Origin of the sequence: Pseudodesulfovibrio sp. JC047, from assembly GCF_010468615.1 — a bacterium.
GTDB lineage: Bacteria > Desulfobacterota > Desulfovibrionia > Desulfovibrionales > Desulfovibrionaceae > Pseudodesulfovibrio.
On sequence record NZ_WUEH01000002.1, the window covers coordinates 195,938 to 219,390 of the forward strand.

The window sequence follows — 23,453 nt, forward strand, 5'->3', positions numbered from 1 at the left end:
TGGTTCTCATGAAAAGGCCCTGCCATCCATCGGATGACAGGGCCTGTGTCGTGGACCAATAGGAATTAGAGAACTCGGCATCCGTCTTCGGTAACGAGTATTTCATACTCCCACCGGATACCGCCCCAAGAGGCTTCGTACAGACCGGGTTCAACCGTGACGACCATGCCGGTGTCGAGCACACCCTGGGCACCACGAGAAAGACTCGGCGGTTCGTGTGTTTCCAGACCAACACCATGGCCAAGGCCGTGGGTAAACAGGGATTCAACGCCCGCTTTCTGGAAAACCGCGTATGACTCCTTGTAGGCTTCGACAAACGGCAAACCGGGACGAATGATGTCGATGGCCGCCTGCTGTGCTTCACGCACCAGATCCATGGTCTTCTTGAATCGATCACTGGGGGTGTCTCCCACCCAGAATGTGCGGGTCTGATCCGAATTGTAATCCAGATACCGGCACCCGGTGTCGATAAGCACCATGTCATTTTCACGAATCAGGGTCTCTCCGGGAATGCAATGCGGTTTGGCGGCATTCGGTCCCACGCCAACGATCGTTGAAAAGGCCAGTTCCTCGGCACCCTGTTCGCGGAAGAATTTTTCGACTTCCCAGGCAATCTCCTTTTCGGTCTTGCCGGGAATGAGCTGTCCTTCGATGTATTTGAAAAGTTCGTGATTCAAGCGCATGGCTTCTTCCATACGGCGAATTTCCTCGTCATCCTTGAACAACCGAAGGCTCTCAACCACATTTTCCGTGACGATCAATGTGAGCATGGAATTGAGGCTGTCGAAATCGAAAAGATGCAAGGCCTTGGGCTCGAATCCCATGGTGGTAATGCCTTTCGCCTTGAGAAACGCGCACACTTCCGAATGTTTGCGAGCCGCATAAATGCAAATGGCATCTTCGTTCCAAACCTGTCGGGCCGCGTCCAAGTATCGGGGATCAGTAAAAAGAAAATCATCGCCATCTGCGGTAATCACGAGCCAGCCAGCGGATTCGTTGCACTGTGGGTCGTGGAGTTCGAAACCGGACAGATAATACCGGTTGGCGGCGTGCGAGACGAGCAGAGCCGGGAGGTTGCGGGCCTTGAGTTCTTCTTTCAACGCGAGGCGTCGTCTTTCATAAACTGCTGTATTCATGATGTCTCATCCAATGTGTAGATCTTTTCAGGTGTACCGAGGACCATACGTTCTGCCCATTCCACACCCTGCATAACCGAGTGGTCCATGTTGGCGACTTCATATTTCCAGCCACCAAAACGGCCTCTGGAATAGATTTCCATGGATTCCAATATCGGTTGGAGTATGCCAAGAGCCTTGTCGCGCTCCAGGCAGGGCACGGGGTAGCCATAGTCTACGGCGATTTCCCATGTGGTCAGGATGTCGTCCTTCCTGGCCGCGTCCATCATGGATGTGTTTATCAGACCCTCTATCGTGAGGTCCATCAGTTCATGCAGGTTTTCCGGCTTGTATTTGGAAAAGGAGGTCTCACACATGAACCCGAGCTGCTGACCGGGCCGAGGGACATTGTAAGGCGAATAGGTATGAAAATTCGTTACCCTGTAGAAAGGCGCGTTCGAATCCGGAAAATACATCCAACACCGAGAATTCTTTTCGGCATCGGCTGCAATATCCAGCCCGACCCCGGCCACATATACCGAATTGTGGGTCAAGGACTCGGCCGCATCAACCATGGCTGACGACGATTCCGCGAGCCATTGGCTGGCCAACAGATCCAGCGGCGCGGTGTTGAGCAGGACTTCATATGAAATCTCAAGACCGGCGGAGGTCGTGACCTTCTTGTTTTTCGGATCAATCGCCACCACGGACTGGCCGTATTGGATACGGGCGTTTAGCGGCTCGGCCAGGCGGCGAAAGATCGTTCCCGTGCCGCCCTTGAGCGGGAATTTGAAGGTGTTGTTCGGTCCCCAGGCCACGTCATCCTGTTCAAGAATGATGCTTTTGAGCACCTTTTTCAAATCCACCACAGACACCCGTTCTCCGATCCATCGAAAATCCATCCGTTCCGACGGAGTGGCCCAGACCTTGAAATTATATGGGGCCATGAAATGCCGGGCTATGCCCTTCCCGAAAATCGAGTCGATCCACTGGGCAAAATTTTGTGGCGAGGCGGTTTTTCTGATGCCGGGCAGCAGTCCCTTGACACATTCCCATTGTGCCTCTTTGGAAAGATAGCGGATATTGTTCTGGAAAGGATATGGCACCCAACGATTCTGTGAGCGGACCCAGGATTCACGTTCATGCTCCAGCCGTTCGTTGCCGAGCACCGAATCCACGAGTGTGTCAAAATACTCATAATGAGAAAAAAGAACATGACCGCCGATGTCCCAGGTAAACCCTGAATCATCCGTAAAACTGGCTGACAGACCACCAGGATGGTCATTGCGTTCCAGTATCAAGAAATCATCTGTCCCCAATTCCGAAAGTCGATGTGCCGCCCCCAGTCCGGTGGGACCAGCGCCAATAATAAGGTAATGCGTTTTCACAGTGTGTCCTTGTGAGCGTTTGTGCGAAATATAGTCCCAATGCCCCCTTTCTATCAAGTGTGATGCAGAGAAGAGGTCGCCGGAAATAATGCGCCGAATGATTATATGTGTCCACCTCTTGCCATTCCCTATGGCGGGGCTTATTTTATTCGTATGACAAGAAAATTTGATCCGGAAATGATATATGTGGAGTGTCATCGATGCGGACAGCCGGTGCTCTGGCAGGCTGGCATGACGACACACTTGTTGAACCTGGCGGGAATCGATGTCTCGACCCTGGATGAACGGTGTGTGATTCTGTCCGAAGGCTGTCCAGCCTGTATGCCAGGCGAGACCTCGTTCACGACACAGGTCATTCGGCTGAATCGCGAAAAAGACGAAAAAGAAAAGCCAACTCAGGCAGCAGTGAACTAGCCGAAATTTTTACGTATCTCACCATGAGAACCGTGTTCCGACACTCGTGTTGGAGCACGGTTTTTTTTGAAATTGACGACAACGCACTCTTCAAAGACACCGTCGTTTTTCCCGACGGTGTGATCCCCTGCATTTTGATATGCCATTGCATGACATTGGTTGACATTCCCCCTTTTTCAACACCCATTTTCGGCAATTCATTCATTCCTAACTATCTGTATATATTAAATTAACTTTCTTTCTTTTTTTTGAAAGAGAAGATGTGTCGAACGTACAGCCCGTCAAGCTGTTTTTTTATACCTCTCAGCTCCTGTGAGTACCCGATCACGCTCCGGCGTGAAAACCGGGGCTATGCTCTGTCGCATGTCCGGGGAATGCCCCGATAACAAAGGAGCCAACGAGTCATGAGTCTCTCAACACCAGTAGTGACAAATTTTACGGCAGGCGAAATCAGTCCTCGTCTGAATGGCCGTGTCGATCTTTCAAAATACTTCAATGGATGCCGAATTCTCGAAAACTTTCAGGTCCATCCGCATGGCGGGACAACGCGACGGTCCGGATTCCGGTTTGTCACCGAGGTCATGAATTCTGAAAATCCGGTCCTACTCGTACCATTTGAAATAAATGGCACGCAGGCCTTTGTCCTTGAATTTGGCGAAAATGCGTCCGGCCAGGGGCGTCTGCGCATTTTCTCCACGAAATCGCGATTGAACGAATTCGAAATGGACAGCCCCTACAAGGCCGAGGAGTTTGACAGACTTCGATATGCGCAATCCGGCGGGATGCTGATTATTGTTCATTCCAAACATCCACCGCGCACCCTGAAACGCAAAGAGGACGGCGACTGGACCCTTGAAGCCATGAAATTTCTCGGTCAGCCAAAGGCCTGGACGACAGACAACTACCCGTCGGTGGTCGGATTTTATCAACAGCGGCTCGTATTGGCCGCAACGCCGGACAAACCGGACACCTTGTGGCTGTCTCGGGTGGGAGAAATTGAAGATTTTCGATTGAAAACCAGTGAAGTGCCGTTTGAAGGCTGGCGGAACCGGGAGATCGAGGATTCAAATTCCGATGGAATTCGGGATGGAAAAGCCGGTGACACGGTGATCCTGCTCGACGGAGACGGGTTTGAGGCCAAGGATGGATTGAAAGGTCAGCACAGCGACGGTTCGACTCGATATTACCGATACAAGGGTACCAAGAATTATGTGGCGTCCGGCGCCAAGCTGACCCTGACCTTCAAGGACAAACCCGCAAAAAATCAGCTTGAATCCATCTGGGACACTTCGGGAACGCTCCAAAGTGATTACTGGGAATGTTTTGAAGTCGGCGACCGGACCGAGGCCCCGGCCGGGGAAAAACCGCTTGATGATGATGCTATTGAAGTCACCCTTGCCGGACATCAGGGCTGTGGCATCGAATTCGTTGTTTCCCGAAATCTCTTGTGGATCGGTACGGCGGGGGGCGAGTGGACACTCGGCGGCGGCATGAGCCAGCCCATGACATCCGAGAACGTCAAGGCCAACCATGAAGGGACCAGCGGGGCGTCGCCCACACGGCCCGAACCGGTGGGATTCGCCACCTTGTACATCCAACGAGCCGGGAAAAAAATCCGCGAGATGGCCTATCGGTATGAGTCCGATGCGTATGTCTCCAAGGATTTGACCATCTTGTCCGAGCATATCACCTCAAGCGGACTGACCCAGATGGCCTATGTTCAGGAGCCTGACTCCATTGTGTACGGAGTTCGCAAGGACGGAGTGGTCGTGGCCCTGACCTATGTCCCGGATCAGGAAGTCGCGGCGTGGTCGCGGTTCATCACTGACGGGGTCGTGGAAGGGATCACTTCGGTCTATAGTGATACGGAAAAACGGGATCAGCTCTGGGCTGTTGTCCGTCGAGTCGTTCAGGGACAGGAACGTCGCTTCATCGAAATCCTTGAAGGCGATTTCGATGGCCGCATTGAAAACGGTTTTTTCGTCGACAGCGGCGTGACCTATGACGGCGAGCCGACATCCATCATGCACGGGCTGAATCATCTTGTCGGTCGGACGGTTTCCGTCCTCGCAGATGGTTCCGTGTTGAGTGAGAAGACAGTCGCCTCAGACGGGTCCATTGCCCTGGACCGACCTGCCTCGAAGATTCATGCCGGATTGCCTTATGTCTCCAAGGTACAGCCCATGCGCATCGAAGCAGGTAGTCAACGCGGGACAGCTCAGGCCAAAAAGAAACGAATCACCAAGGTCGCAGCCAGATTCTACAACACGTTGGGGGGCCGAATCGGTCCGGATGAGACCCATCTTGAGCCGGTGTATTTCCGCACGGCCGCTGTTCGCATGGGCCATGCGCCCGACGCCTTTACCGGCGATAAAATCGTCAATTTCCCCCAAGGATGGAATCGCGACGGGGTCCTGACCATTGTGCAGGATCAACCCCTGCCAATGACGGTCCTGCTGATCGTTCCATACTTGGTGGTCAATGAATAACCGGGATTAACCATTCAAGAAAAAGGAAAAAGTTATGGGAGCCAACTCTGCGCAAACATTGAATATGGTTCAAAACGGGCTGAATACTTTTCAGGATGTCACGAGAATGATGGACACAAGCGCGTCCAACAACCCCAATGAAGAATTCGCCAAACTCAAGGAAACAGAAGCCAAACGGCAAGCCTGGGAAACCCGGCAGCAAGGCAAAAAAGAGGCACAGGTACTCCGGCGGAACAGGGAATCCACCCGATCCAGACACACTGCGAACTGGGGAGGTGCGAACCTGGCCATGTCCGGTTCCAAGAAACTGTTGCAGGATGCGAACAGGCTTCAGGACAGGCAGGATGAAGATGATCTTCTGTTTCAGGGGGAGAACAATGCCATGTCCATTCTTCAGGATGGACGACATGGAGCAAATATGACGCGTATTCAAAATGGGGATTCGCCAAAACGGTCCATGCTGTCCATGGGATCCAAAATTTATGGGGATGGGCGGTAGTCATGACAATTTCATCAGAAAAATCCAAGGAAGCCTACAAGAGTTCAACCGATTCTCCCTATGTGGTTCCATTCATGTTTGTGAATGATGAGGACATTGAGGTTGTGTTGAAACAAAAGGATGGGACCGAAGTCCCGTTGTCTCTGGGAACAGAGTATCAACTCTTCGGTGCTGGCGATCAGGCCGGAGGCCAATGCCAACTGACAACACCACTGGATGAGGATGAAGCTCTCTTCATCCGCCGATCGCCTCGAATCACTCAGGAAACCGATTACATTGAAAACGCGGCATTTCCGGCCGCGTCTCATGAAGCAGCCCTGGATAAACTGACCATGATCTGTCAGTCCCTGTCCGAGCGATTGGACAGAACCATCACTTTGCGGATTTCATCTGCGGTCAAGGGATTGCATTTACCTGAACCGGAAAAAAATACAATTATCGGGTGGAATGCCACACAAACGGATCTGGAAAACAAGAAAATCACGGATTATGGTCAGGTCAGCATTCCCATTCCCGTGGACCAGGGAGGCACTGGCACTGACAACGTTACAGACGCTCTGATCAATTTCGGATTCGGGGCCACTGGCATGGCTCTATGCGGATGTGAAACATCGAATGAAGCCTTTGAAACAGTCGTTTCCGGTGAATCCTTTGAAACAATCATTTCCGAAAAGAAACTGGTTCAGTCGGATTGCAGAGCATTGCTCCGAACCGTCTACGGTGACGAGGCGCAGGTTCACACCGGCACGGATCTGTCCGGGTTGACGATCTCCCGTAATCACGTCCTGTGGACCTTGACGACTGACAGCCAATTCAGTGACGTGCCCCTGCCTTATGACGGGACATATGTCTTTCACCTCTATCCGAATGGCCATGAGCTGGCTTTGGCCGCGTCGTACAAGACGGATGTCCGGGTACCTTTTCCCGATCCGCAGGCCGGAGAAATTCGCATTGTCGTGGAACGTTTCAACAGCCGCAAAACCATTGTCAGCTTGCAGAACATGGGGGGCGAATCATGCTGACTCCAAAAGAAGCCGGCGGAAACATATCAATTTATCCGTATGAAATCGAGCATTCTGCCCTGATTGAGGGAGGATTGGATTGTGGAGGGACCGTTCTCGAAAACATGACAATGGCACTGGGATTCAAACCCGTTCGGCTAAATACCTCAAAGCCTTTGTGTGATCCCACCAATCACTATCTGTTGACGATCCAAAAGACTGGTAACGTCGTGACCGTGTGGAAACAGGCCACCCGGCTGCCTCCGTATACAGGCCGGATCGGGACCACTGTGGCGGTTTTTTTGACCAATGTTCTGAACTTCTATTGCGGGACAACCAAGGGGTATTACTCCCGGCTGGTCAGTGTGGCGTCGGTGACCTCATATGCTGATTTTTGGCAAGCGTCCCCACTCATACCGGAAATGTTTGTGCCTAAGAAACTCACGGAACCTCTTCATATGTTGCTGGATTTTCGAGATGCCACGCTGCTTGGAATGGACAGCACAGGAACGAACATTTTGGAATGGTCACAGGATTTCACCCACTCCATGTGGTCAAAATCAAGAGGAGATATCACGGCCACGAATGTTCTTGCTCCTGACGGAACCGCCACCGCCACCCAATATACAGCCAGAGGAATAGGATTCACCTACCTGCTCCAACGCCAACCGGTTGATGACAATGTGTTGATGACCGGGTCATCGTATATGAAAAAATCGAGTGATTGGTTCATGGGGTGCATGCGCATCCTCTCCAAAGACGGCGTTGAATCGTGTATCGATGTTGACCTGTATACCGGGACAATCACTTCACAGACAAAGAGGGTTCTTGCGTCTTCGATAAATGATGTCGGCAATGGCTGGTACAGATGTTCCCTGACCGTGGATTCCAGATCAGGTGATGCCACCACCATGGTGTTGACTGGAATGAATAGGACTCCTCCGAAAGGATCTTCAATGCAATTTTGGGGGGCACAACTTGAGCAACGAAGCACGGTGAGTGCATACACGGTCACCCGTGCAGTGCCGTATCGCGGATGGACGTTTGCAAACGCCAGCCAGACCACGGATACCCCGACCAATAATTACGCGACGATCAATCCACTCCAGACAGGACTGACAGGAGCGGATATCACGGATGGCAATACGGAGCTGCACGCTTCGCCGAGTGCGTATAAAACGTCAGTAAAATCGACACTCTCCATGCGGACTGGCAAATGGTATGCTGAATTCACGACATCCGGGGGGATGCCCTTACCCTGTGGTCTTGTCCGGTCAAAGACACAATTTGATGAAACCTCAGACTGGATACGCGATTCGAGTTTTTATGGGTTCGATTCAATGGGGAAAGCCCTGTATGGCGGACTCTCGGGCGATGTCCCGACTCTGGAGATTGCCCCTGATCCATTCTTTGAACATGATGGTGAATCTGGTGGATGGGATTTGGCTGGCGATGCACGCATTGCTGATGGTCTCTATCAAAGTTCTGGCTCGAGCTGGGGGTATTGCAGAACCCCTGTTGAAGGCGAGACAGTGTTTCAAACAAAGGTTGTTGTTGAATCGACATCAGGTAAACCGACTTTCGTTAAAAACTGGCATCCTGATGGGACGTATGAACAATACCCTTTGTATATTGGAACGAATATCCATGTGTTCACTGACAAGAAACCCGGGAACATTGGGTTGAATTCAGCGACTGATAGGTTCATCACCGTGTCCGAATTTTCCATTATGGAACTTGACCAAAATCCCGGACTTCCCGGAGAGGTCAAGGATGGAGCAGTGTTGGGACTTGCTTTCGATGCTGATGCCGGAACACTTGCTGGGTATTACAATGGTGTCCATGCCTATACAATGGCGGGAATCCCGCACGAAGAGTACCAGTTCATCTTCGGCAGTACGTCAACGACACAGGGATGTGCCAACGCGCAATTCCGAGTCCGTGAAGACCTGTGGGACTTTGCTCCGCCGCATGGCTACAAGGCCCTTTGCACCAAGAATCTGCCATGGCCAAAGAGTATGTGGAATAACCGGATCGCCGACGTTGGCATCAGAACAGGGGATGCCGCGTCCCTGGCCGGGACTGGTGACAATGTTTTTACTGGCGGGACAGCCAGTGCTTCCAGCCAATACGACAATCCCTTGTATGACGTGTCCCTGGCCTTTGACGAGAGGACCGACACCATTGGCTGGGAGTCGGAGGCACATCCGGAATTTCCCGTGAGTATTCAATATGAATGTCCGGAACGGCAGACCGTTGCCTATTACACCATGCTCGTCCGAGGGGAACAATACGGGGACCGTACGCCCAAATCGTGGAAAGTCTATGGCTCGAACGACCCGACCTCGCAATCCTGGGATGTCATCGATACGGTGGACGACAGTCAAATGACTCGTAATGGCTGGTATGTTTTTGCGGTCGATACCCCGGGAAACTATCAATACTACAAGTGGGAATTCCATGCCTCCATGGTGGAGCCGACATTGGTTCTGCTCGTACAGCTCATAGAAGGCTTTACCGACACGGGCACCAAAGTCTCGTCACTTGCTTTCAAGCCGGATTTCGTGCTCGTCAAGGATATGGACGCGACTCAGCCGTGGCTCGTCTTTGACTCGGTTCGCGGACCATGCAGGCATTTGGAGCTCGACACGCAAGCTCAGGAGGCATTTGATTTCGAATCACTGAAATCGTTTAACAATCATGGGTACACCCTTGGGAATATGCCGGAGGTGAACCGCGAAGGGGCCAGATTTCTGGACCTGTGTCTCAAGGCTGATCCCGCGTCTGGTTTCGAGATTGTGGAATATGTCGGCACCGGCAAGGCAGGGCATGCAATAGCGCATCATCTGGGGAAAAAGCCTACGTACATGATGGTAAAAAATCGGGATAATCGTGTGCCGGACTGGCTTATCTATCATACGGATTTGGGACCCACGAAATATCTGAAGTTGACCAGTGCGCCCTGTGTGACGAGTGCGGCGGGCTGGAATGACACCGAACCGACTGCCACGCATTTTACCGTGGGAGAAGGAACAAGCGTCAACGAGGTCGGAAAACGATACATTGCCTATTTGTTCACGGATTCGGAGGTTTTTCAGACTTTTTCCTATACTGGAATATATAGTGATAATGGGCCGTTCACTCCGTTGCGAGGACCGATTCTGAGCATCCCTTTTTTGAAAGATGCGACACATACGGTCAACTGGACGAGCCAGAACATTGCTGCGGACCCATTTAATCCCATCACAACGTTGCTCTATCCGGATACAGGTGCTCCCGCAGAAAGTCCGTACCAGAACACCTTCACGGCAGGTGGCATGCGTGTGGTTGGCAAAAACAATCGTTTCAACAAGAGCGGGGGAAAATTTGTGGGCTTGGCCATTCTCAAATCATCAACCAAATACAGCAACGCATTTTAAGGAGGCATCATGTTGAGATATCCTGACGGCACATTCAAGGTTGACGGACCGGCTACACTCGCATTCGAGGGGTATGTGCGTCCGTTTGGCGATCTGACACGGGAACAGCGCGACGCAGCGGGGTACAACGAGGCCCTGCCGCTCGAACGCGAGCCATTCACCACGTATGAAACACAGTGGGAAAAAGGGGAGGACTTGGTCTATCGAGAGGCAGTGATTTCAGCCGTGGTGGCAGAAACCGAGCGACTTGAAGCCGCACGGCGTGCCAAGCAACAAGAGATCACCGAGCAGGCCGACGCGTTTCTGGCACGTTTCGAAGAAGAGTACGGGCCAATGGAACAGCAAACCTGGGAACAGCAATACGCCGAGGCCAGAGCCGTGCAGGCTGATCCTGACGCGGTTTCCCCGCTTCTGGATGCCATTGCCGTGAATCGGGGCATGGACATGACCACTCTGGCAACGCACGTGCTGGCCAATCGGGAGGCCTGGATCATTCGAACCGGGACCGTGATCGGTCAACGGCTGGCGTATCAGGACCGGCTCGATGGGGCGCAAACAGTCGATGACATGGCAGGGATTGACGTCTGTTACGTTGAATCGATTTAATCAGTTTCACGTAACAAGGGGACGTTGTTCACAGCGTCCCCTTTTATGTTGTCAGTCGGATGATGGCTTCTGCAAAGGCCGGAAACGCCTCGACAAGCGATTGTCGTTCTCCATGGGTATAATCCACGTACTCAAATCCCGGGGCGACAGAGCATCCCATGAGTGCAAAGGTGCCACCCGGAACAAGGCGCATTCCTTGCCACGATGAACCGGGAACCCGCACCTGCGGTCGTTGTCCCGCCACGAGGTCATTGCCCAGAAGGATGGTTTGACCGGAACCATCCTGATGCAGTTGAATCATCTCGCATGGGGCTCCCGCATAGAAATGAAAGATTTCATCCGTCTTCAAACAATGCATGTGGGAATACGTTTCCGGGGTCAGCAAATAATATATGGCGGTGGAATAACAACGGTCTCCGTCATATCTGGACGGCAGATTCTTCTGACTGAAAAATTCTTCGGAGCGATGGGTTTCCAGAAACCAACCGCCTTCTTCCGGGTGTGGCGTCAGGCCGAGCAGGTCAATGATATCCTGGGCAGCAGCGGGGATCATGCACAACCTCTATCCGTTATAATGTGGCGGCGGGACATCCAACCCACCGGAGTGTTCCATGTCAGCGTCTATTTCGCGGACCTTGCCGGCCAGCCGCCGAACAAGTTTTTCCAAATCAGTGATTTGTTGCTGCTGTTCAAACAGTCGATCGCTGAGTTTTTCCATGCTTCTGTCCTGAAGGGCCACGAGACTCTCCAATCGTTCAATTCGATTTTCCATACGATTCTCCTTGAAGGAACGGACTGTGCGCCATGTCGTCCGAGTTGGCAATGCGTGATTATGGTTTGTTGGTAAGATAGACACCGGAAAGCACCATTATCCCACCAAGGGCCAGAGAGAGATGAATCGGTTCATCAAGTAGGAAATATCCCATGATCACGGCAAAAACCGGCACGGTGTTGATAAATATACCCGCTCGTGACGCGCCTATGATGGCGATGGCTTCATAATACCAGCAATACGCGAATCCGGTTGCGAGCACGCCAAGAAAAACGATGCAGACCCATCCTTCAAACGGTGTCTTCATGATATCCGTGAGCAAACCGTGTGTCCAGGCAACCGGCAGCAACATGACCATGCCGAAGATGCAGGCCCAGGAAACAGACGCGAGCGCGGACAGATTTTTGGTCACCGACCGACCGCCTAAAGTATACGCGATCCAACTGGCTACACATCCAAGGATGAGAAAGTCACCTCGGCTCACCCCTTCGGAAAGAAGGGCCAATGGACTGCCGTCCGCAATGACCACGGATACCCCCACCAGCGACAAAATCGCGCCAGCGATGCGGATCGCCCCAAAACGTTCCTTGTACAAAATGGCGGACAGCACGGAAATACAGACCGGAATACACGCCACGATAAGCGCGGCCCGCCCGGCCGAGGTGGTCTGCAATCCCGTAAAAAAGAAATAGCTGTACGTAAAAACGCCAGTCGCTCCCAGCCCAAGGACCGGAAGAATCTGTTGTCTGGTAAGCCGAGGGATGTGCCCGTCCGTTTTCCAGCACATGAGGACCAGCGTGGCCGAAGCGAACGCGAATCGGAGGAACGCCGCAGACATGGGATGAATGTATTGGACCAGAATTCGACCGGCCACCCAAGTTCCACCCCACAGCATCATGCTGGTCATGAGCAAAATATATGTATATGTACGTGTTCTTTTCACGAATACTCCCGGCACACTCAGATTCCGTTCAGAATTGAACCTTTATGTGGCCGTTCAGATGTACATGAATTCATGGGGGTGGACAATCTTTCCGTCAACAAAATAAAATAATTATTTATCAATAAAATCAAACTATTAAATAGAATAGAACGTCGTTTTATGCAGGCCCGATCAAAGCGATTGGTTCAAGGTGTTCGACACCGATTTTGGGAAAAACCACCTTCGGGGTGGGGGAATCCGCCTTTACCTGCGCAGGCCAACAAGGTAACTGACGGTGCGTATGAAACAGGAACGTCCCGCATCACACAGCGCATTGGCCGCTCTTCCACTTGTCATGGCCTATGGCATCGTGCCTTTGGTGACCGCCGTCAAGGTCTTCATGCCCTCGGCCCATGCCATTTCGATGTTCATGCCGTGGGTGCTTCTGGCTGGTCTCGGAACGATTCATGCCATGTTGTTTCGTCGATCCGGTGAACGTCTCAAACAACGCTTCTTTTTTGAAGTCGCCATGTTTGGCGTCCTGATTTTCATGCTGATTCAGAATCACGCACACCTCATACGGCAATTTGAGACGCTGTTTCCCATTATCATTGAATTAACCCCCGTGGCCGTGCTTGCATTCTGTGGTGCATGGAGCCTCACGTTCGGCGTGCCCGACAGAACGGATTTTCAACGATATGGCGGGGTGTTGGGTGGTTTGTGCCTTCTTGATCTCGTCATCGAAGGTCTCCTTTTCCACAACGCGCCTGTCGTGCGTTTCATCGGCAATGTCGATGTGCTCGCGGGCCTGCTCCTGCTTTCCCTCTGTGCCAGTCTCAAAACCGATGCACGGCCTGGAGATCCGATCACGCCAGATCAAAAAAACCGGGTATGGCGACTGTTGATTCTGGTGGGCATCGCAGCCACCCTGTCCCGGACCGGCCTCTTTGCCGCAGGATGGATCGTGCTGTGCTTCGGGCGTGGTTCAAAAACCGTGCGTACTCTCATTTTTCTCGCCTTCTTTTCGCTTATCGGCGGCACATTCCTTTTGCCGATTTCGGCTTCCGAAGCTGTCCGATATGTGGATTATTGGCTCTGGGCAAAATCCATTGCCCTCTTTACCGCTCAACCTGTCGTGTTGCTTACCGGGCTTCCGTTTGGTGACGCATTGCCCCTGACGTTTCCGGCCGGGATGGACGGCATATGGGAAGCCGCCACCGGACGCCTTGCCATCATGGGCGCGTATCTTCCACAGGTCTCGGCATTCTGGCTTCGTTTCACCCTTGGTTGGGGATTGATTCCTCCGGTGCTGTGTCTGATCGCCATCCTTGCCCTTTTGTATCGCACCATGACCCGTCTGGGTGCTGGACTCCTTGTGGTCCTCTTGACACAAGGCATGGTTGCTCCGCTGTTCTATGCTCCGTCACTGGGCATTGCCGTGGGTTTCGCATTGCTTCTCGCCCTCTCCAACACCGCACCCAAGTCCAACACGCGAATCGTTTCATCCGTTGAATCTTCACCCGATCCCGATCGTCACGACCCCGTGGCCGAATGGGATCTGCGTCCATTATAAACGAGGTTTACATGACTCTTTTTGACCAAAAGGCCCCCATTCTCGTGACCTGTCCCAAGGCCATTCCCGTGTATCTCGATCAGGAACTCGAACACCTCGGGTTTTCTCGTCGGCATGTCATGGACGCGGGCGTACAGACATATGGCTCTCTCAAGGACTGCATGTTCCTGAATCTCTGGGTTCGGACCGGGCACCGCGTTCTTCTTGAACTGAAACGGTTCCGGGCCTTTGACACCGACGAGGTGTATCGAGAAATCAAGGCGCTTCCGTGGGAAAATTTCATTGCCAAAGACGGCTATTTTCGGGTGGATGCCTCTATCCGGGACACCACGGTCACTGACTCCCGATTCGCGGGTTTACGCGTCAAGGACGCCATTGCAGACCGTTTCATGGATTCGTTCGACCAACGACCGGATTCCGGGCCAGAGACATCCGGTGTCTGTCTGTTTCTGCATTGGCGGGAAAATCAGGCGACCATTTATCTCGACACCACCGGCGACCCGCTGCCCCGACGCGGCTATCGCAAACGCCCCCACAAGGCCCCCATGCAGGAAACACTCGCAGCCGCGTGTGTCTTGGCTTCGGGCTGGCCCGAGTTGGCCAAACAAGGGGGGCATTTCATCGGTCCCATGTGTGGAGCCGGCACCCTGGCCATCGAGGCAGCACTCATGGCTTTAAACGGTGCCCCTGGTTTGTTACGCGACAATTTCGCTTTCAAACATCTGCTCGGATTCGACCCTGATTTCTGGGATGAAATGCTCGGTCAGGCTGAAGATGCGGAAAATCCCGAAATTCCGGGACGGATCATTGCCACCGATCATGACCCGGAGGCTATTGAAGCGGCCAAGGATAACGCCCGCCTAGCCGGTGTCGGCGACTTCATTGAGTTCGCCCTGTGCGACTATTCGGAGACAGAGCTCCCGGACGGACCGGGAATCGTCATGCTCAACCCGGAATACGGGCAGCGGCTTGGCGAGATCAAGGAACTCGAAACGGTCTACAAAGGGATTGGGGACTTTTTCAAACAACGATGTGGCGGCAAGTCAGGCTTCATCTTTACGGGGAACTCCAGCCTTGCCAAACGCATCGGCCTGCGGACCAAAAGTCGCAAGATCTTCTGGAATGCCAAAATCGAATGTCGGCTGCTTGAATACGAACTCTACGCCGGAACCCGCAAACACAAATAACGTCGATTCAAGGCCTCATCGCGAGGGGAATAGGGGTCTTTTCAGGCAGGAACCACCGCAAGCCTGCGGCCAAGGGTAATTCCCCGTGTCGTGACGTGTGCCTCATATGGCCAAACTTCAACACCCTTGGCGATGGCTTCGTAAAACAGCTCGGCATAGACCGGGTCAACGAAATCAGCAGGACCAAAACAGTGTCCATCGGCCCGTTGAATGAGGAAAAACAGGGCCACGCGTGCCCCGGTTGTGGCCAGCGACATGAGTTCTCGCAGGTGCTTCTGTCCGCGTTCGGTCACGGCGTCAGGAAAACAGGCGACATCGTCCTCGACCAAGGTGACGTTTTTACACTCCACCCACAACTCTCCGGACGGACCGGACAAATGGGCGTCGAGCCGACTCTTGCCCACTGACGCTTCCTTCTTGAAATGATCGTATCCCCGCATTTCCGGGATGGCGTCGGTTTCCCAGGCACGGTAGAGCATCCGGTTCGGGGTCAGCGTGTTCACACCGACCATGGTCCCGGCGCAATCCAGGGCCTCCAGCGTATATTTCAATTTTCGATGGGGATTGGCGGCAGGGGAAAGCAACGCGGTCGAGCCGGGATGCAACAGGCCGAGCATGGAGCCAGTGTTATTGGTATGCGCCTTGAGCATTTCACCGGAATCAGGCCCGGTCAGGGCCGTGGCCTCCACAGTGAATCGTTTGATACGGCGAATGAAAGCCGCTTTTCGACACGGAGCATGAAATTCGAGAGTACAGGGAATTGGTGTCACGATCAGCCTTTTTTTTGCAGTGCATCCAGCACGTCTTGACCTTCACCTTCATAGATTTCCCGTTCATTGATCGGCGTTGGTCGAGTCACTTTCGGCCAGACACCGGGCTGAGGATTGACCCCTTTTTGGGCCTCGCTGCTGGGAGAAGTATCCACCATCACCGGGGTTGAACGCAGGTCCACACCGGCCACCGACGCACTGAATTCGATGGGAATATTATTGGGATCAAATGCATAAATGGAATGGATGAATCCATGGTCCACGACCTCTGAACACCAAAAATCAGCGGCTTCGAGAGCATCCTTGATTTCCCAGAGATCGTCGTCCGAATCCACGCCAAAAGAGATATGATCAAAGGCAACCTGTCCGGGAATCGGAAAGCCGTGGTCCCGTTCTTCGAGCGGCTGTACATCGGGCCATTCGAAAAATGCGATCATGTCCTGATCGGAAATTTCCAGAAAATAATGTCGATAACCGGGACGACCAATTCCCGCGATCAAACGCATTTTGAGCAGGTCCCGCCAGAATCGAATGGTGGCGTCCATGTCGCCGGTGACCATGGCCAGATGGTTGATTCCCGTATACTTCGGCATAGGCTCTCCCTGTCTTATTCTCCAAAAGCGAGTCGCTGGATGATGACATTGGACACCAGCATACCGTTCTTGGTCAGCTTGAGCCAGCCCTGATTGATTCGAATGAGATTCTCGCGATGCAGAGCAGCGAAGAGCGATTCATGCCGTTTGACCAAATCATGGCCGGTTCGGGTACGGTATTCCGCAAGGTCAAGTCCTTGGCTGGTGCGCAGAGACAACATGACCAATTCCGTGAGCAGCGCAGAATCCGATAATTCTTCGAAATCCTTCCCCAGAAGATTGTCACGAACATACGTATCATACTCGTCCAAGGACCACGGCACGGAAAACCGTCGTCGGCCAATGGTGGACACTGCGGACGGTCCCAATCCGAGATAATCCGACCCGGTCCAATACCCGGAATTATGCACCGACATGAATCCCATCCTGGCAAAGTTGGACACCTCATATTGCATGTAGCCCATGGACTCCAGATATTCGGCACCGTAGACGAACATCCGTCCCTGTTCCGTGTCCGAAGGCAGTTCCAGATCACCGGATTCGCCACATCGCTCGGCCATACGTGTGCCTGATTCCAATGTCAGGTTGTAAGCGGAAAGATGGTCGGGCCGCATCTCGGCCACCATTTTCAACTGATCGAGCCACCCCTTGAGTTTCTGGCCGGGCAATCCCCAGATCAGATCCAGCCCGATATTGCCGATTCCGGCCTGACGGGCGGAGGAATAGGACTGCATGGTCATGTCTACGGAATGCGGCCTGCCCATGACCTGAAGATCACCATCATGACAACTCTGCATCCCCAGCGAAAGTCGATTGAACCCAATGGAAAGCAGCCCCTTGAAATAGCTCACATCATGCGCGGAATCCGGGTTGGCTTCCAGTGTCACTTCCATGTTGTCGTTCACGGTGAAACTGGCCCTGATCGTTTTCATGATGGTCTCAAGCTGACTCAGAGGCACCAGACTGGGCGTGCCGCCACCAAAGTAGATGGTCCGCAGTCGAGGCCGTTTCAAACGGCGGCCCCATTCCTTGATTTCTTCAAGCAACAGGCTGTAATAGCGTGCAAAAGAAATCGCATCGTAAATTTGCGAGTGAAAATTGCAGTAAGTACACCGGCTCACACAGAATGGAACATGGATGTACAGCAGCAATCCCGTGCCATTGGAAGACGGCTTCTTGCGTTTGGAGATCGCATCAGGAAACGCGGGTGTCACCGGGACATCTTCACCGTAAATTTTGCCCATGAATTACTCCGAGGTCCGTCGGCTCGAAAACACGACCAACCCGCCGAAAATGAGATAGGCTCCGACAGCAAGGCCAAGCAAGGCCAAAGCCGGAGAGGATGTGATATATGCCCAGGATGTCAAAAGCGTTCCGGCCCCTTCATAGAGCATAATGATGCTTATGGCCCAGATGGAAATGACCAGCCGCTTGTATGCGAGCCAGGCAATGACGCCATAGGTTAACACCGCGAGAAGACCAATGCCCCAGGCTTCGTTGGAATTGACGGTCACCCCGGAAAAAATCGAGGCAATGATCTTGAGCACCATGAACACGACCAACACGACCTGACGTCGAAAAAGCAAAGCGACCAGAGCGCGCATGGCTAGGCCCCCAGTTCCCGCTGATACCGTTCATTTTCGCTGTACAGGCATCCGCAGTACTGTTGACGATAAATCCCCCATTCCTTTGAGATGACGATGCCGTCGTGCCATCCTTCGCGAAAATCGTGATAGAGAAACCGCGTCTTTTCTGATTGCAAATCCCGGCTCAGGGTCGCGATGTCGTCGTGCTTCTGAAATTTGGAATAGAGCAGCGTGGAGGTAAAAAAGTCGAATTCGCCTTTTTTGGCGATCTGTGACGTGCGTTCCATGCGGTTGGCATAACAATGAAAACATCGATTGTTTTCACGGTAGGCCACGTTTCGAAACCATTCCTGCGGTTTATACTCGTTGTCCTTGACGATCACCTTGATGCCGAATTTCTCCGCGACCTCAAGACAGCCATCCCGGCGTTTCACATATTCCGTCAGGGGATGAATATTCGGATTGTAGAACAACCCGGTCACGGCATGGCCCTGGTCCTGAAGGGTCTTGATGGTGGTTATGGAACAAGGTCCACAACAGATATGCAAAAGAACTCGTGTCATATATCCCCCACGGCATGATCAGACGCAGCGGTACGGCGATCAATCACGCTGTTTCAGGCCAGGGCATCATGAAGCCTTGGCCGCCTGTCCGGTCGAAATCGTTGTTCCCGCAGTGTTTTTCTTTTTGGCCAACAGCTCGGGATCGATGAACCGCAAAATCATGGCTTCCACTTCATCCAGATCAACATTGGTGTCGAGACACGGACCATTGGGCCGCTGATTCAAGACGCCATACACCGGCAACGGGTACGTGTCCTGAATTCCGCTCGACAGGTCCCGATGACACGCCACGGCGATAATCATCCGGGGGCGAAGCTGAACCACGATGCGCCGGGCAATGGTTCCGCCGGTTGCCACCGCCAGATTCACTCCATAGGTGTCATGCAATTCGAGCAATCCGGCAATAGGGCATTTCCCACACCGTTTGCAATTGTTGATATCATAGGTCAGCCGTCGATCGCAGCGGGAATTTTGCAGACAATGCGGCATGAGCAACAGGATCTTTTCCGGCGCATACTGCCCGGCCTCGGCCAGGACCAGCTCGTTATTCACCGTAATGAACGACAACCGAATCAGTTCTTTTTCAATCCCCAGCAACCGTCCCAAAAAAACCATGAGCGGCAAAAAGAGCTTGATGGTCAGACCACGAAACCGGTTGGCTCCGGGCAGGGGTTTCCGGGTGATAATATTGAGTAACAACCCCCAGTACGCCACGCAAACCATGCCGATCAGCACGAGTATAATTCCCCCCAACACCCATTTGGCATTGGGATGGATATTTTCAAGGCCCACATAGGGAATCACCCACAAAGCCGCAAGGAAAACACAGACCAGAAAGCAGGCACAGGTTATCAGGCCGACAAACAGCCGTTTTCTTGCCGTGTGTAAGGTTCGAATCTGACTCACATCCAACCCTTTCTTAACATTCCTTCATATAGCCGCAAACAAACGACGTGGCATCCATGGCCTTTTTGCCCTGGGGTTTGACCTCAGCGGTCAAGTAGATCGTGTCAGCGGTGACAATGGCGAGTTTGCCATTCATTTCACCCAGAATCGTTCCCGGTTCCACCTTGGATGCGACTTCTTCTGAAATCTCGCCCGGAGCGACCTTCAACCGCATGACCTTGCCATCCGGGTTGGTCCAATCAAAAAAGGCACCCGGCCACGGATACATGGCACGAATCTGATTGTGAACGGCCTGTGCTGGCCGGTTCCAATCAATCGCACCTTCCTTTTTTTCCAACTTTTTGGCGTAGGAGGCGTTGGCGTCATCCTGTGCCTTGAAATCATACGCCCCGGTCTGCAAACGGGCCATGGCCTCGCAAATGCAGATGCCACCGAGTTTGGCCAACTCGTCATGAATGGTACCTGCATGATCGTTGTGCCCGATCCGCAATGCGCGCTGCACCATGACCGGACCAGTGTCCAATCCGGCTTCCATCTTCATGATGGAAATACCGGTGACCACATCACCGTTTTCGATGGACCGCTGAATCGGAGCGGCACCACGCCAATTCGGCAACAATGAGGCGTGAATATTCAGCGGATGGATGGACGGGATGTCCAACACCGCCTGTGGCAGAATCAGGCCATAGGCCGCCACGATCAGCACGTCCGGCCTCAGTGCGGCCAGTTCGTCGATGGCATCCTGACTCTTGAAATTCAGGGGCTGATATACGGGAATGTCGTTTTCCAACGCCACTTTTTTCACGGCAGACGGTTTGCACTGCCGTCCCCGACCACATGGACGATCCGGCTGGGAGTACACACCAACCACGTCAGCAGCGTCAAAACTCAGCAACACCTTGAGTGCCTCAGCGGCAAAATCAGGTGTGCCCATGAACACGACGCGCAGCGGTTTCAGCGGGACCGCTCCCCACGACTCAGAACCATTTGCATCCGTTTTTATTTCTTCCACTTGAGGGCCTTCTTTCTGTACATGGCTTTTTTCAGGCGACCCACGCGATCGGCCAGGGTCACGCCTTCAAGGTGATCGATTTCGTGCTGAAGAATGATGGCCAGAAACCCGGCGGTATCAATGGTGACGTCCTTGCCGTCGGGGTCCGTGGCCTTACAGACCACATGTTCGGATCGGGTGACCGTGGTATTCAGTCCCGGACAGCTCAAACACCCTTCTTCAGACGCAACTTCGCCATCGCACTCGACGATTTCGGGATTGATGAGCACCCGCAAATCCCCGCGCACCTTGGGACCTGTCTGGTCCACGCAGATTAATCGAATGGATTCACCCACCTGGGGCGCGGCAAGGCCGACTCCATCGGATTCATACATGGTTTCCACCATGTTTTCGATGAGTTCCTTCAACTCGGGAGTGACCTCGGAAAGTGGTTCGGCCTTGGCGGCCAGAACCGCATCAGGCCAGGTACATATTTCTAATTGCATACTCGTGTGCCTCCGGTCCCTTTTCTTCATCATTTTCCATGTGAACACAGTGAACGAAAAAGGGACTCATTATCAAAAAATCTGTCGTGTCTCTCTGAAACTGTTTCGTTTTATATCAATAAGTCTTTAAATTCAAAAGGCGAGTTTTTTTGTGACCCGCCAAACTGAAACCATCGAAAAATCGTGGTGAAATGTACCATCGGTCCGTATTTTTTGATCGAACCATGGGTGATTGTCCAAAAAAATACGGGAGAGACCTTTTCGCAAAGGCCTCTCCCGGCGGTCAATTAACTTTCTTTCTTTGTTTCCCGCACACGGATACCCAAATCACGAAGTTGCTTGTTGGGCACTTCGGACGGGGCGTCGGTCATGAGGCAGGTGGCCTTCTGGGTCTTGGGGAAGGCGATGACGTCGCGGATGGACTTGGAGCCTGTCAGAATCATGATGAGACGGTCCAGACCGAATGCGATACCACCATGGGGCGGTGCGCCAAACTTGAGAGCGTCCATGAGAAATCCGAACTTGGCCCGGGCTTCCTCTTCATCGATTCCCAGAGCGGCGAACATGAGCTTCTGCTGTTCCGGGGTGTGGATACGGATGGAACCACCACCGACTTCGTACCCGTTCATGACCAGGTCATAGGCGCGGGCAATGGCGTTGCCCGGGTCCTTTTCCAACATTTCCATCTGCTCGGGCAGGGCGGAAGTGAAGGGATGGTGCCGAGCGACATACCGTTTTTCGTCGGCATCGTACTCAAGCAGCGGGAAATCAGTGATCCAGACCGGCTTGAACACGGTGTCGTCGATCAATCCGGTGTCCTTGGCGATCTCGCACCGCAGGTTGCCGAGCGCGGCATTGGCGATGTCTGCGGGACCGGCCTGGAAGAACAGGATGTCTCCGGGCTGACAATTGGTCCGGCTGCGCAGTTCCGCGATTTCCTCTTCGGAGAAGAACTTGACGATGGGCGACTGCCATCCGCCGTCTTCCTTGACCTTGATCCAGGCCAAGCCCTTGGAGCCGTAAATTTCAACGAATTTGGTGTACTGATCAATTTCCTTGCGGGACAGGGTCGCACCGCCGGGGACGAGCATGACCTTGACCAGCTCGGAGGACGCGAACACCTTGAAACCGGAATTCTTGAACACATCCGTGATATCGATATGCTTCAAGTCGAACCGCACGTCCGGCTTGTCCACACCATAATCACGCATGGCGTCGGCAAAGGTCATCCGTGGGAACTCGGCGGGCAGGTCCACGTCGATGGTTTCCTTGAACAGGGTCTTGACCATGCCTTCGGCCATATCCTGAATCAGGGCTTCGTCCGTAAAGGACATTTCAATATCGATCTGGGTGAACTCGGGCTGCCGGTCGGCGCGCAAATCTTCGTCGCGGAAGCATTTGACGATCTGGAAATACCGATCCATGCCGGAGACCATGAGCATCTGCTTGAACAACTGCGGCGACTGCGGCAATGCGTAGAATTCGCCCTGATTGACCCGGCTGGGAACCAAAAAGTCACGCGCGCCTTCGGGAGTGGACTTGGTCAGTACCGGGGTCTCGACTTCAAGGAAACCGAGTTTGTCCAGATAACGGCGAACCGACTGGGCGGCCTTGTTGCGAATGATGAAATTCTTTGCCAGCGACGGACGACGCAGGTCGAGAAAGCGGTACTTGAGCCGGAGGTTCTCGCCCACTTCAACACGATCTTCGATGGGGAACGGCGGGGTCTCCGAGGTGTTGAGCAGCTTGTACTCGAACACTTCGATTTCCACTTCGCCGGTGACCATGCTCGAATTGGCCATGCCCTCAGGACGAGGACGGACCTTGCCCTTGATCGCCACCACGTATTCGGGGCGGATGGCATGAGCGCGTTCGTGCACTTCGGCGTTTTCCTCGGGATTGAAAACGACCTGAGTCAGACCTTCGCGGTCCCGCAGGTCAAGGAAAATCAATCCGCCATGGTCGCGTCGAAACTGGACCCACCCCATGAGACAGACTTCCTCGTCCATGTTGGCGGCGGTCAACTCGTTGTTGTGATGCGTGCGTCGCCAACCAGCCAGGTCTTCAATGACGCGAAATTCTTCGTAATCCCGTTCTTCCTGATGTTCAGACATTCTATCTCCAGTCTCTCGAATGATGTCGGTTCGGGACAC

General features: G+C 53.2%; 22 protein-coding genes. 8 read left to right on the forward strand and 14 right to left on the reverse strand.

The window, feature by feature from the left end:
• Positions 1-65: 65 nt before the first annotated feature.
• Positions 66-1,136 carry a Xaa-Pro peptidase family protein gene (locus GO013_RS02195; RefSeq protein WP_163808407.1) on the reverse strand — a complete coding sequence of 357 codons (1,071 nt, stop codon included), beginning with the start codon at positions 1,134-1,136 and terminating at the stop codon, positions 66-68.
• Complete coding sequence (locus GO013_RS02200) at positions 1,133-2,503, reverse strand: FAD-dependent oxidoreductase (RefSeq protein ID WP_163808408.1); 1,371 nt, start codon at positions 2,501-2,503, stop codon at positions 1,133-1,135. Before GO013_RS02200 ends, GO013_RS02195 begins: the two co-directional genes overlap by 4 nt.
• A gap of 153 nt (positions 2,504-2,656) precedes the next feature.
• Between GO013_RS02200 and GO013_RS02205 the strand changes: the two genes are divergently transcribed.
• The 6 genes from GO013_RS02205 to GO013_RS02230 all read left to right on the forward strand — a co-directional run bounded on the left by GO013_RS02205 (position 2,657) and on the right by GO013_RS02230 (position 10,931).
• Positions 2,657-2,917, forward strand: a complete 261-nt coding sequence (locus GO013_RS02205) for a hypothetical protein (RefSeq protein WP_163808409.1) — start codon at positions 2,657-2,659, stop codon at positions 2,915-2,917.
• Between the two features lie 404 nt (positions 2,918-3,321).
• Complete coding sequence (locus tag GO013_RS02210) at positions 3,322-5,406, forward strand: hypothetical protein (protein ID WP_163808410.1); 2,085 nt, start codon at positions 3,322-3,324, stop codon at positions 5,404-5,406.
• 34 nt (positions 5,407-5,440) lie between these two features.
• Positions 5,441-5,905, forward strand: coding sequence for a hypothetical protein (locus GO013_RS02215; protein WP_163808411.1), 465 nt, complete (start codon positions 5,441-5,443; stop codon positions 5,903-5,905).
• A 2-nt stretch (positions 5,906-5,907) separates the two neighbouring features.
• Positions 5,908-6,927: a hypothetical protein gene (locus tag GO013_RS02220; RefSeq protein ID WP_163808412.1), complete on the forward strand. Its 1,020-nt coding sequence runs from the start codon at positions 5,908-5,910 to the stop codon at positions 6,925-6,927.
• On the forward strand, positions 6,921-10,325 hold the full coding sequence (locus tag GO013_RS02225; protein WP_163808413.1) for a hypothetical protein: 3,405 nt from the start codon (positions 6,921-6,923) through the stop codon (positions 10,323-10,325). The genes GO013_RS02220 and GO013_RS02225 overlap by 7 nt, the downstream gene beginning before the upstream one ends.
• Before the next feature lie 9 nt (positions 10,326-10,334).
• On the forward strand, positions 10,335-10,931 hold the full coding sequence (locus GO013_RS02230) for a hypothetical protein (RefSeq protein ID WP_163808414.1): 597 nt from the start codon (positions 10,335-10,337) through the stop codon (positions 10,929-10,931).
• 43 nt (positions 10,932-10,974) lie between these two features.
• On the opposite strand, the gene GO013_RS02235 is transcribed toward GO013_RS02230, so the two are convergent.
• From GO013_RS02235 to GO013_RS02245, 3 genes are read right to left on the reverse strand one after another with little or no spacing between them, the layout of a single operon-like run.
• The gene (locus GO013_RS02235) at positions 10,975-11,484 is read right to left on the reverse strand and encodes a cupin domain-containing protein (RefSeq protein WP_163808415.1); all 510 of its coding nucleotides are present in this window, start codon (positions 11,482-11,484) and stop codon (positions 10,975-10,977) included.
• Positions 11,485-11,493: 9 nt separating this feature from the next.
• Positions 11,494-11,703, reverse strand: a complete 210-nt coding sequence (locus tag GO013_RS02240) for a SlyX family protein (RefSeq protein ID WP_163808416.1) — start codon at positions 11,701-11,703, stop codon at positions 11,494-11,496.
• A gap of 58 nt (positions 11,704-11,761) precedes the next feature.
• Entirely contained in the window at positions 11,762-12,646 is an 885-nt protein-coding gene (locus GO013_RS02245; protein WP_343219519.1) for a DMT family transporter, read from the reverse strand.
• 280 nt (positions 12,647-12,926) lie between these two features.
• Between GO013_RS02245 and GO013_RS02250 the strand changes: the two genes are divergently transcribed.
• Together GO013_RS02250 and GO013_RS02255 are read left to right on the forward strand one after the other, a co-directional pair.
• Positions 12,927-14,198, forward strand: coding sequence for a hypothetical protein (locus GO013_RS02250; protein WP_163808417.1), 1,272 nt, complete (start codon positions 12,927-12,929; stop codon positions 14,196-14,198).
• Between the two features lie 11 nt (positions 14,199-14,209).
• Entirely contained in the window at positions 14,210-15,385 is a 1,176-nt protein-coding gene (locus GO013_RS02255; RefSeq protein ID WP_163808418.1) for a class I SAM-dependent RNA methyltransferase, read from the forward strand.
• Between the two features lie 41 nt (positions 15,386-15,426).
• Here the strand turns inward: GO013_RS02255 and sfsA are convergent, their stop codons facing one another.
• From sfsA to aspS, 9 genes are all read right to left on the reverse strand, one after another.
• Complete coding sequence (sfsA, locus tag GO013_RS02260; protein WP_163808419.1) at positions 15,427-16,155, reverse strand: DNA/RNA nuclease SfsA; 729 nt, start codon at positions 16,153-16,155, stop codon at positions 15,427-15,429.
• 2 nt (positions 16,156-16,157) lie between these two features.
• Positions 16,158-16,748 (reverse strand): VOC family protein, encoded by a 591-nt coding sequence (locus GO013_RS02265; RefSeq protein ID WP_163808420.1) that lies wholly within the window; start codon positions 16,746-16,748, stop codon positions 16,158-16,160.
• A gap of 14 nt (positions 16,749-16,762) precedes the next feature.
• Positions 16,763-17,992 carry a radical SAM family heme chaperone HemW gene (gene hemW / locus GO013_RS02270; protein WP_163808421.1) on the reverse strand — a complete coding sequence of 410 codons (1,230 nt, stop codon included), beginning with the start codon at positions 17,990-17,992 and terminating at the stop codon, positions 16,763-16,765.
• 3 nt (positions 17,993-17,995) lie between these two features.
• Positions 17,996-18,352, reverse strand: coding sequence for a hypothetical protein (locus GO013_RS02275; protein WP_163808422.1), 357 nt, complete (start codon positions 18,350-18,352; stop codon positions 17,996-17,998).
• 2 nt (positions 18,353-18,354) lie between these two features.
• Positions 18,355-18,897 (reverse strand): epoxyqueuosine reductase QueH, encoded by a 543-nt coding sequence (locus GO013_RS02280; RefSeq protein ID WP_163808423.1) that lies wholly within the window; start codon positions 18,895-18,897, stop codon positions 18,355-18,357.
• Positions 18,898-18,963: 66 nt separating this feature from the next.
• A complete protein-coding gene (locus tag GO013_RS02285) occupies positions 18,964-19,803 on the reverse strand; it encodes a DUF116 domain-containing protein (RefSeq protein WP_163808424.1) in 840 nt (279 codons plus the stop codon).
• A 13-nt stretch (positions 19,804-19,816) separates the two neighbouring features.
• Positions 19,817-20,806 carry a methionyl-tRNA formyltransferase gene (fmt, locus tag GO013_RS02290; RefSeq protein WP_343219522.1) on the reverse strand — a complete coding sequence of 330 codons (990 nt, stop codon included), beginning with the start codon at positions 20,804-20,806 and terminating at the stop codon, positions 19,817-19,819.
• Positions 20,803-21,300: a peptide deformylase gene (gene def, locus GO013_RS02295; protein ID WP_163808425.1), complete on the reverse strand. Its 498-nt coding sequence runs from the start codon at positions 21,298-21,300 to the stop codon at positions 20,803-20,805. The genes fmt and def overlap by 4 nt, the downstream gene beginning before the upstream one ends.
• A gap of 287 nt (positions 21,301-21,587) precedes the next feature.
• Entirely contained in the window at positions 21,588-23,414 is a 1,827-nt protein-coding gene (gene aspS, locus GO013_RS02300; protein ID WP_163808426.1) for an aspartate--tRNA ligase, read from the reverse strand.
• Positions 23,415-23,453: the final 39 nt, after the last annotated feature.

Coding starts and splice junctions, on each gene's coding strand:
- GO013_RS02280 (WP_163808423.1), bottom strand. CDS start 18,897: ATGACACGAGTTCTTTTGCATATCTGTTGTGGACCTTGTTCCATAACC.
- def (WP_163808425.1), bottom strand. CDS start 21,300: ATGCAATTAGAAATATGTACCTGGCCTGATGCGGTTCTGGCCGCCAAG.
- GO013_RS02255 (WP_163808418.1), top strand. CDS start 14,210: ATGACTCTTTTTGACCAAAAGGCCCCCATTCTCGTGACCTGTCCCAAG.
- GO013_RS02225 (WP_163808413.1), top strand. CDS start 6,921: ATGCTGACTCCAAAAGAAGCCGGCGGAAACATATCAATTTATCCGTAT.
- GO013_RS02265 (WP_163808420.1), bottom strand. CDS start 16,748: ATGCCGAAGTATACGGGAATCAACCATCTGGCCATGGTCACCGGCGAC.
- GO013_RS02210 (WP_163808410.1), top strand. CDS start 3,322: ATGAGTCTCTCAACACCAGTAGTGACAAATTTTACGGCAGGCGAAATC.
- GO013_RS02235 (WP_163808415.1), bottom strand. CDS start 11,484: ATGATCCCCGCTGCTGCCCAGGATATCATTGACCTGCTCGGCCTGACG.
- GO013_RS02230 (WP_163808414.1), top strand. CDS start 10,335: ATGTTGAGATATCCTGACGGCACATTCAAGGTTGACGGACCGGCTACA.
- GO013_RS02215 (WP_163808411.1), top strand. CDS start 5,441: ATGGGAGCCAACTCTGCGCAAACATTGAATATGGTTCAAAACGGGCTG.
- GO013_RS02195 (WP_163808407.1), bottom strand. CDS start 1,136: ATGAATACAGCAGTTTATGAAAGACGACGCCTCGCGTTGAAAGAAGAA.
- GO013_RS02240 (WP_163808416.1), bottom strand. CDS start 11,703: ATGGAAAATCGAATTGAACGATTGGAGAGTCTCGTGGCCCTTCAGGAC.
- aspS (WP_163808426.1), bottom strand. CDS start 23,414: ATGTCTGAACATCAGGAAGAACGGGATTACGAAGAATTTCGCGTCATT.
- GO013_RS02205 (WP_163808409.1), top strand. CDS start 2,657: ATGACAAGAAAATTTGATCCGGAAATGATATATGTGGAGTGTCATCGA.
- hemW (WP_163808421.1), bottom strand. CDS start 17,992: ATGGGCAAAATTTACGGTGAAGATGTCCCGGTGACACCCGCGTTTCCT.
- GO013_RS02275 (WP_163808422.1), bottom strand. CDS start 18,352: ATGCGCGCTCTGGTCGCTTTGCTTTTTCGACGTCAGGTCGTGTTGGTC.
- GO013_RS02250 (WP_163808417.1), top strand. CDS start 12,927: ATGAAACAGGAACGTCCCGCATCACACAGCGCATTGGCCGCTCTTCCA.
- GO013_RS02220 (WP_163808412.1), top strand. CDS start 5,908: ATGACAATTTCATCAGAAAAATCCAAGGAAGCCTACAAGAGTTCAACC.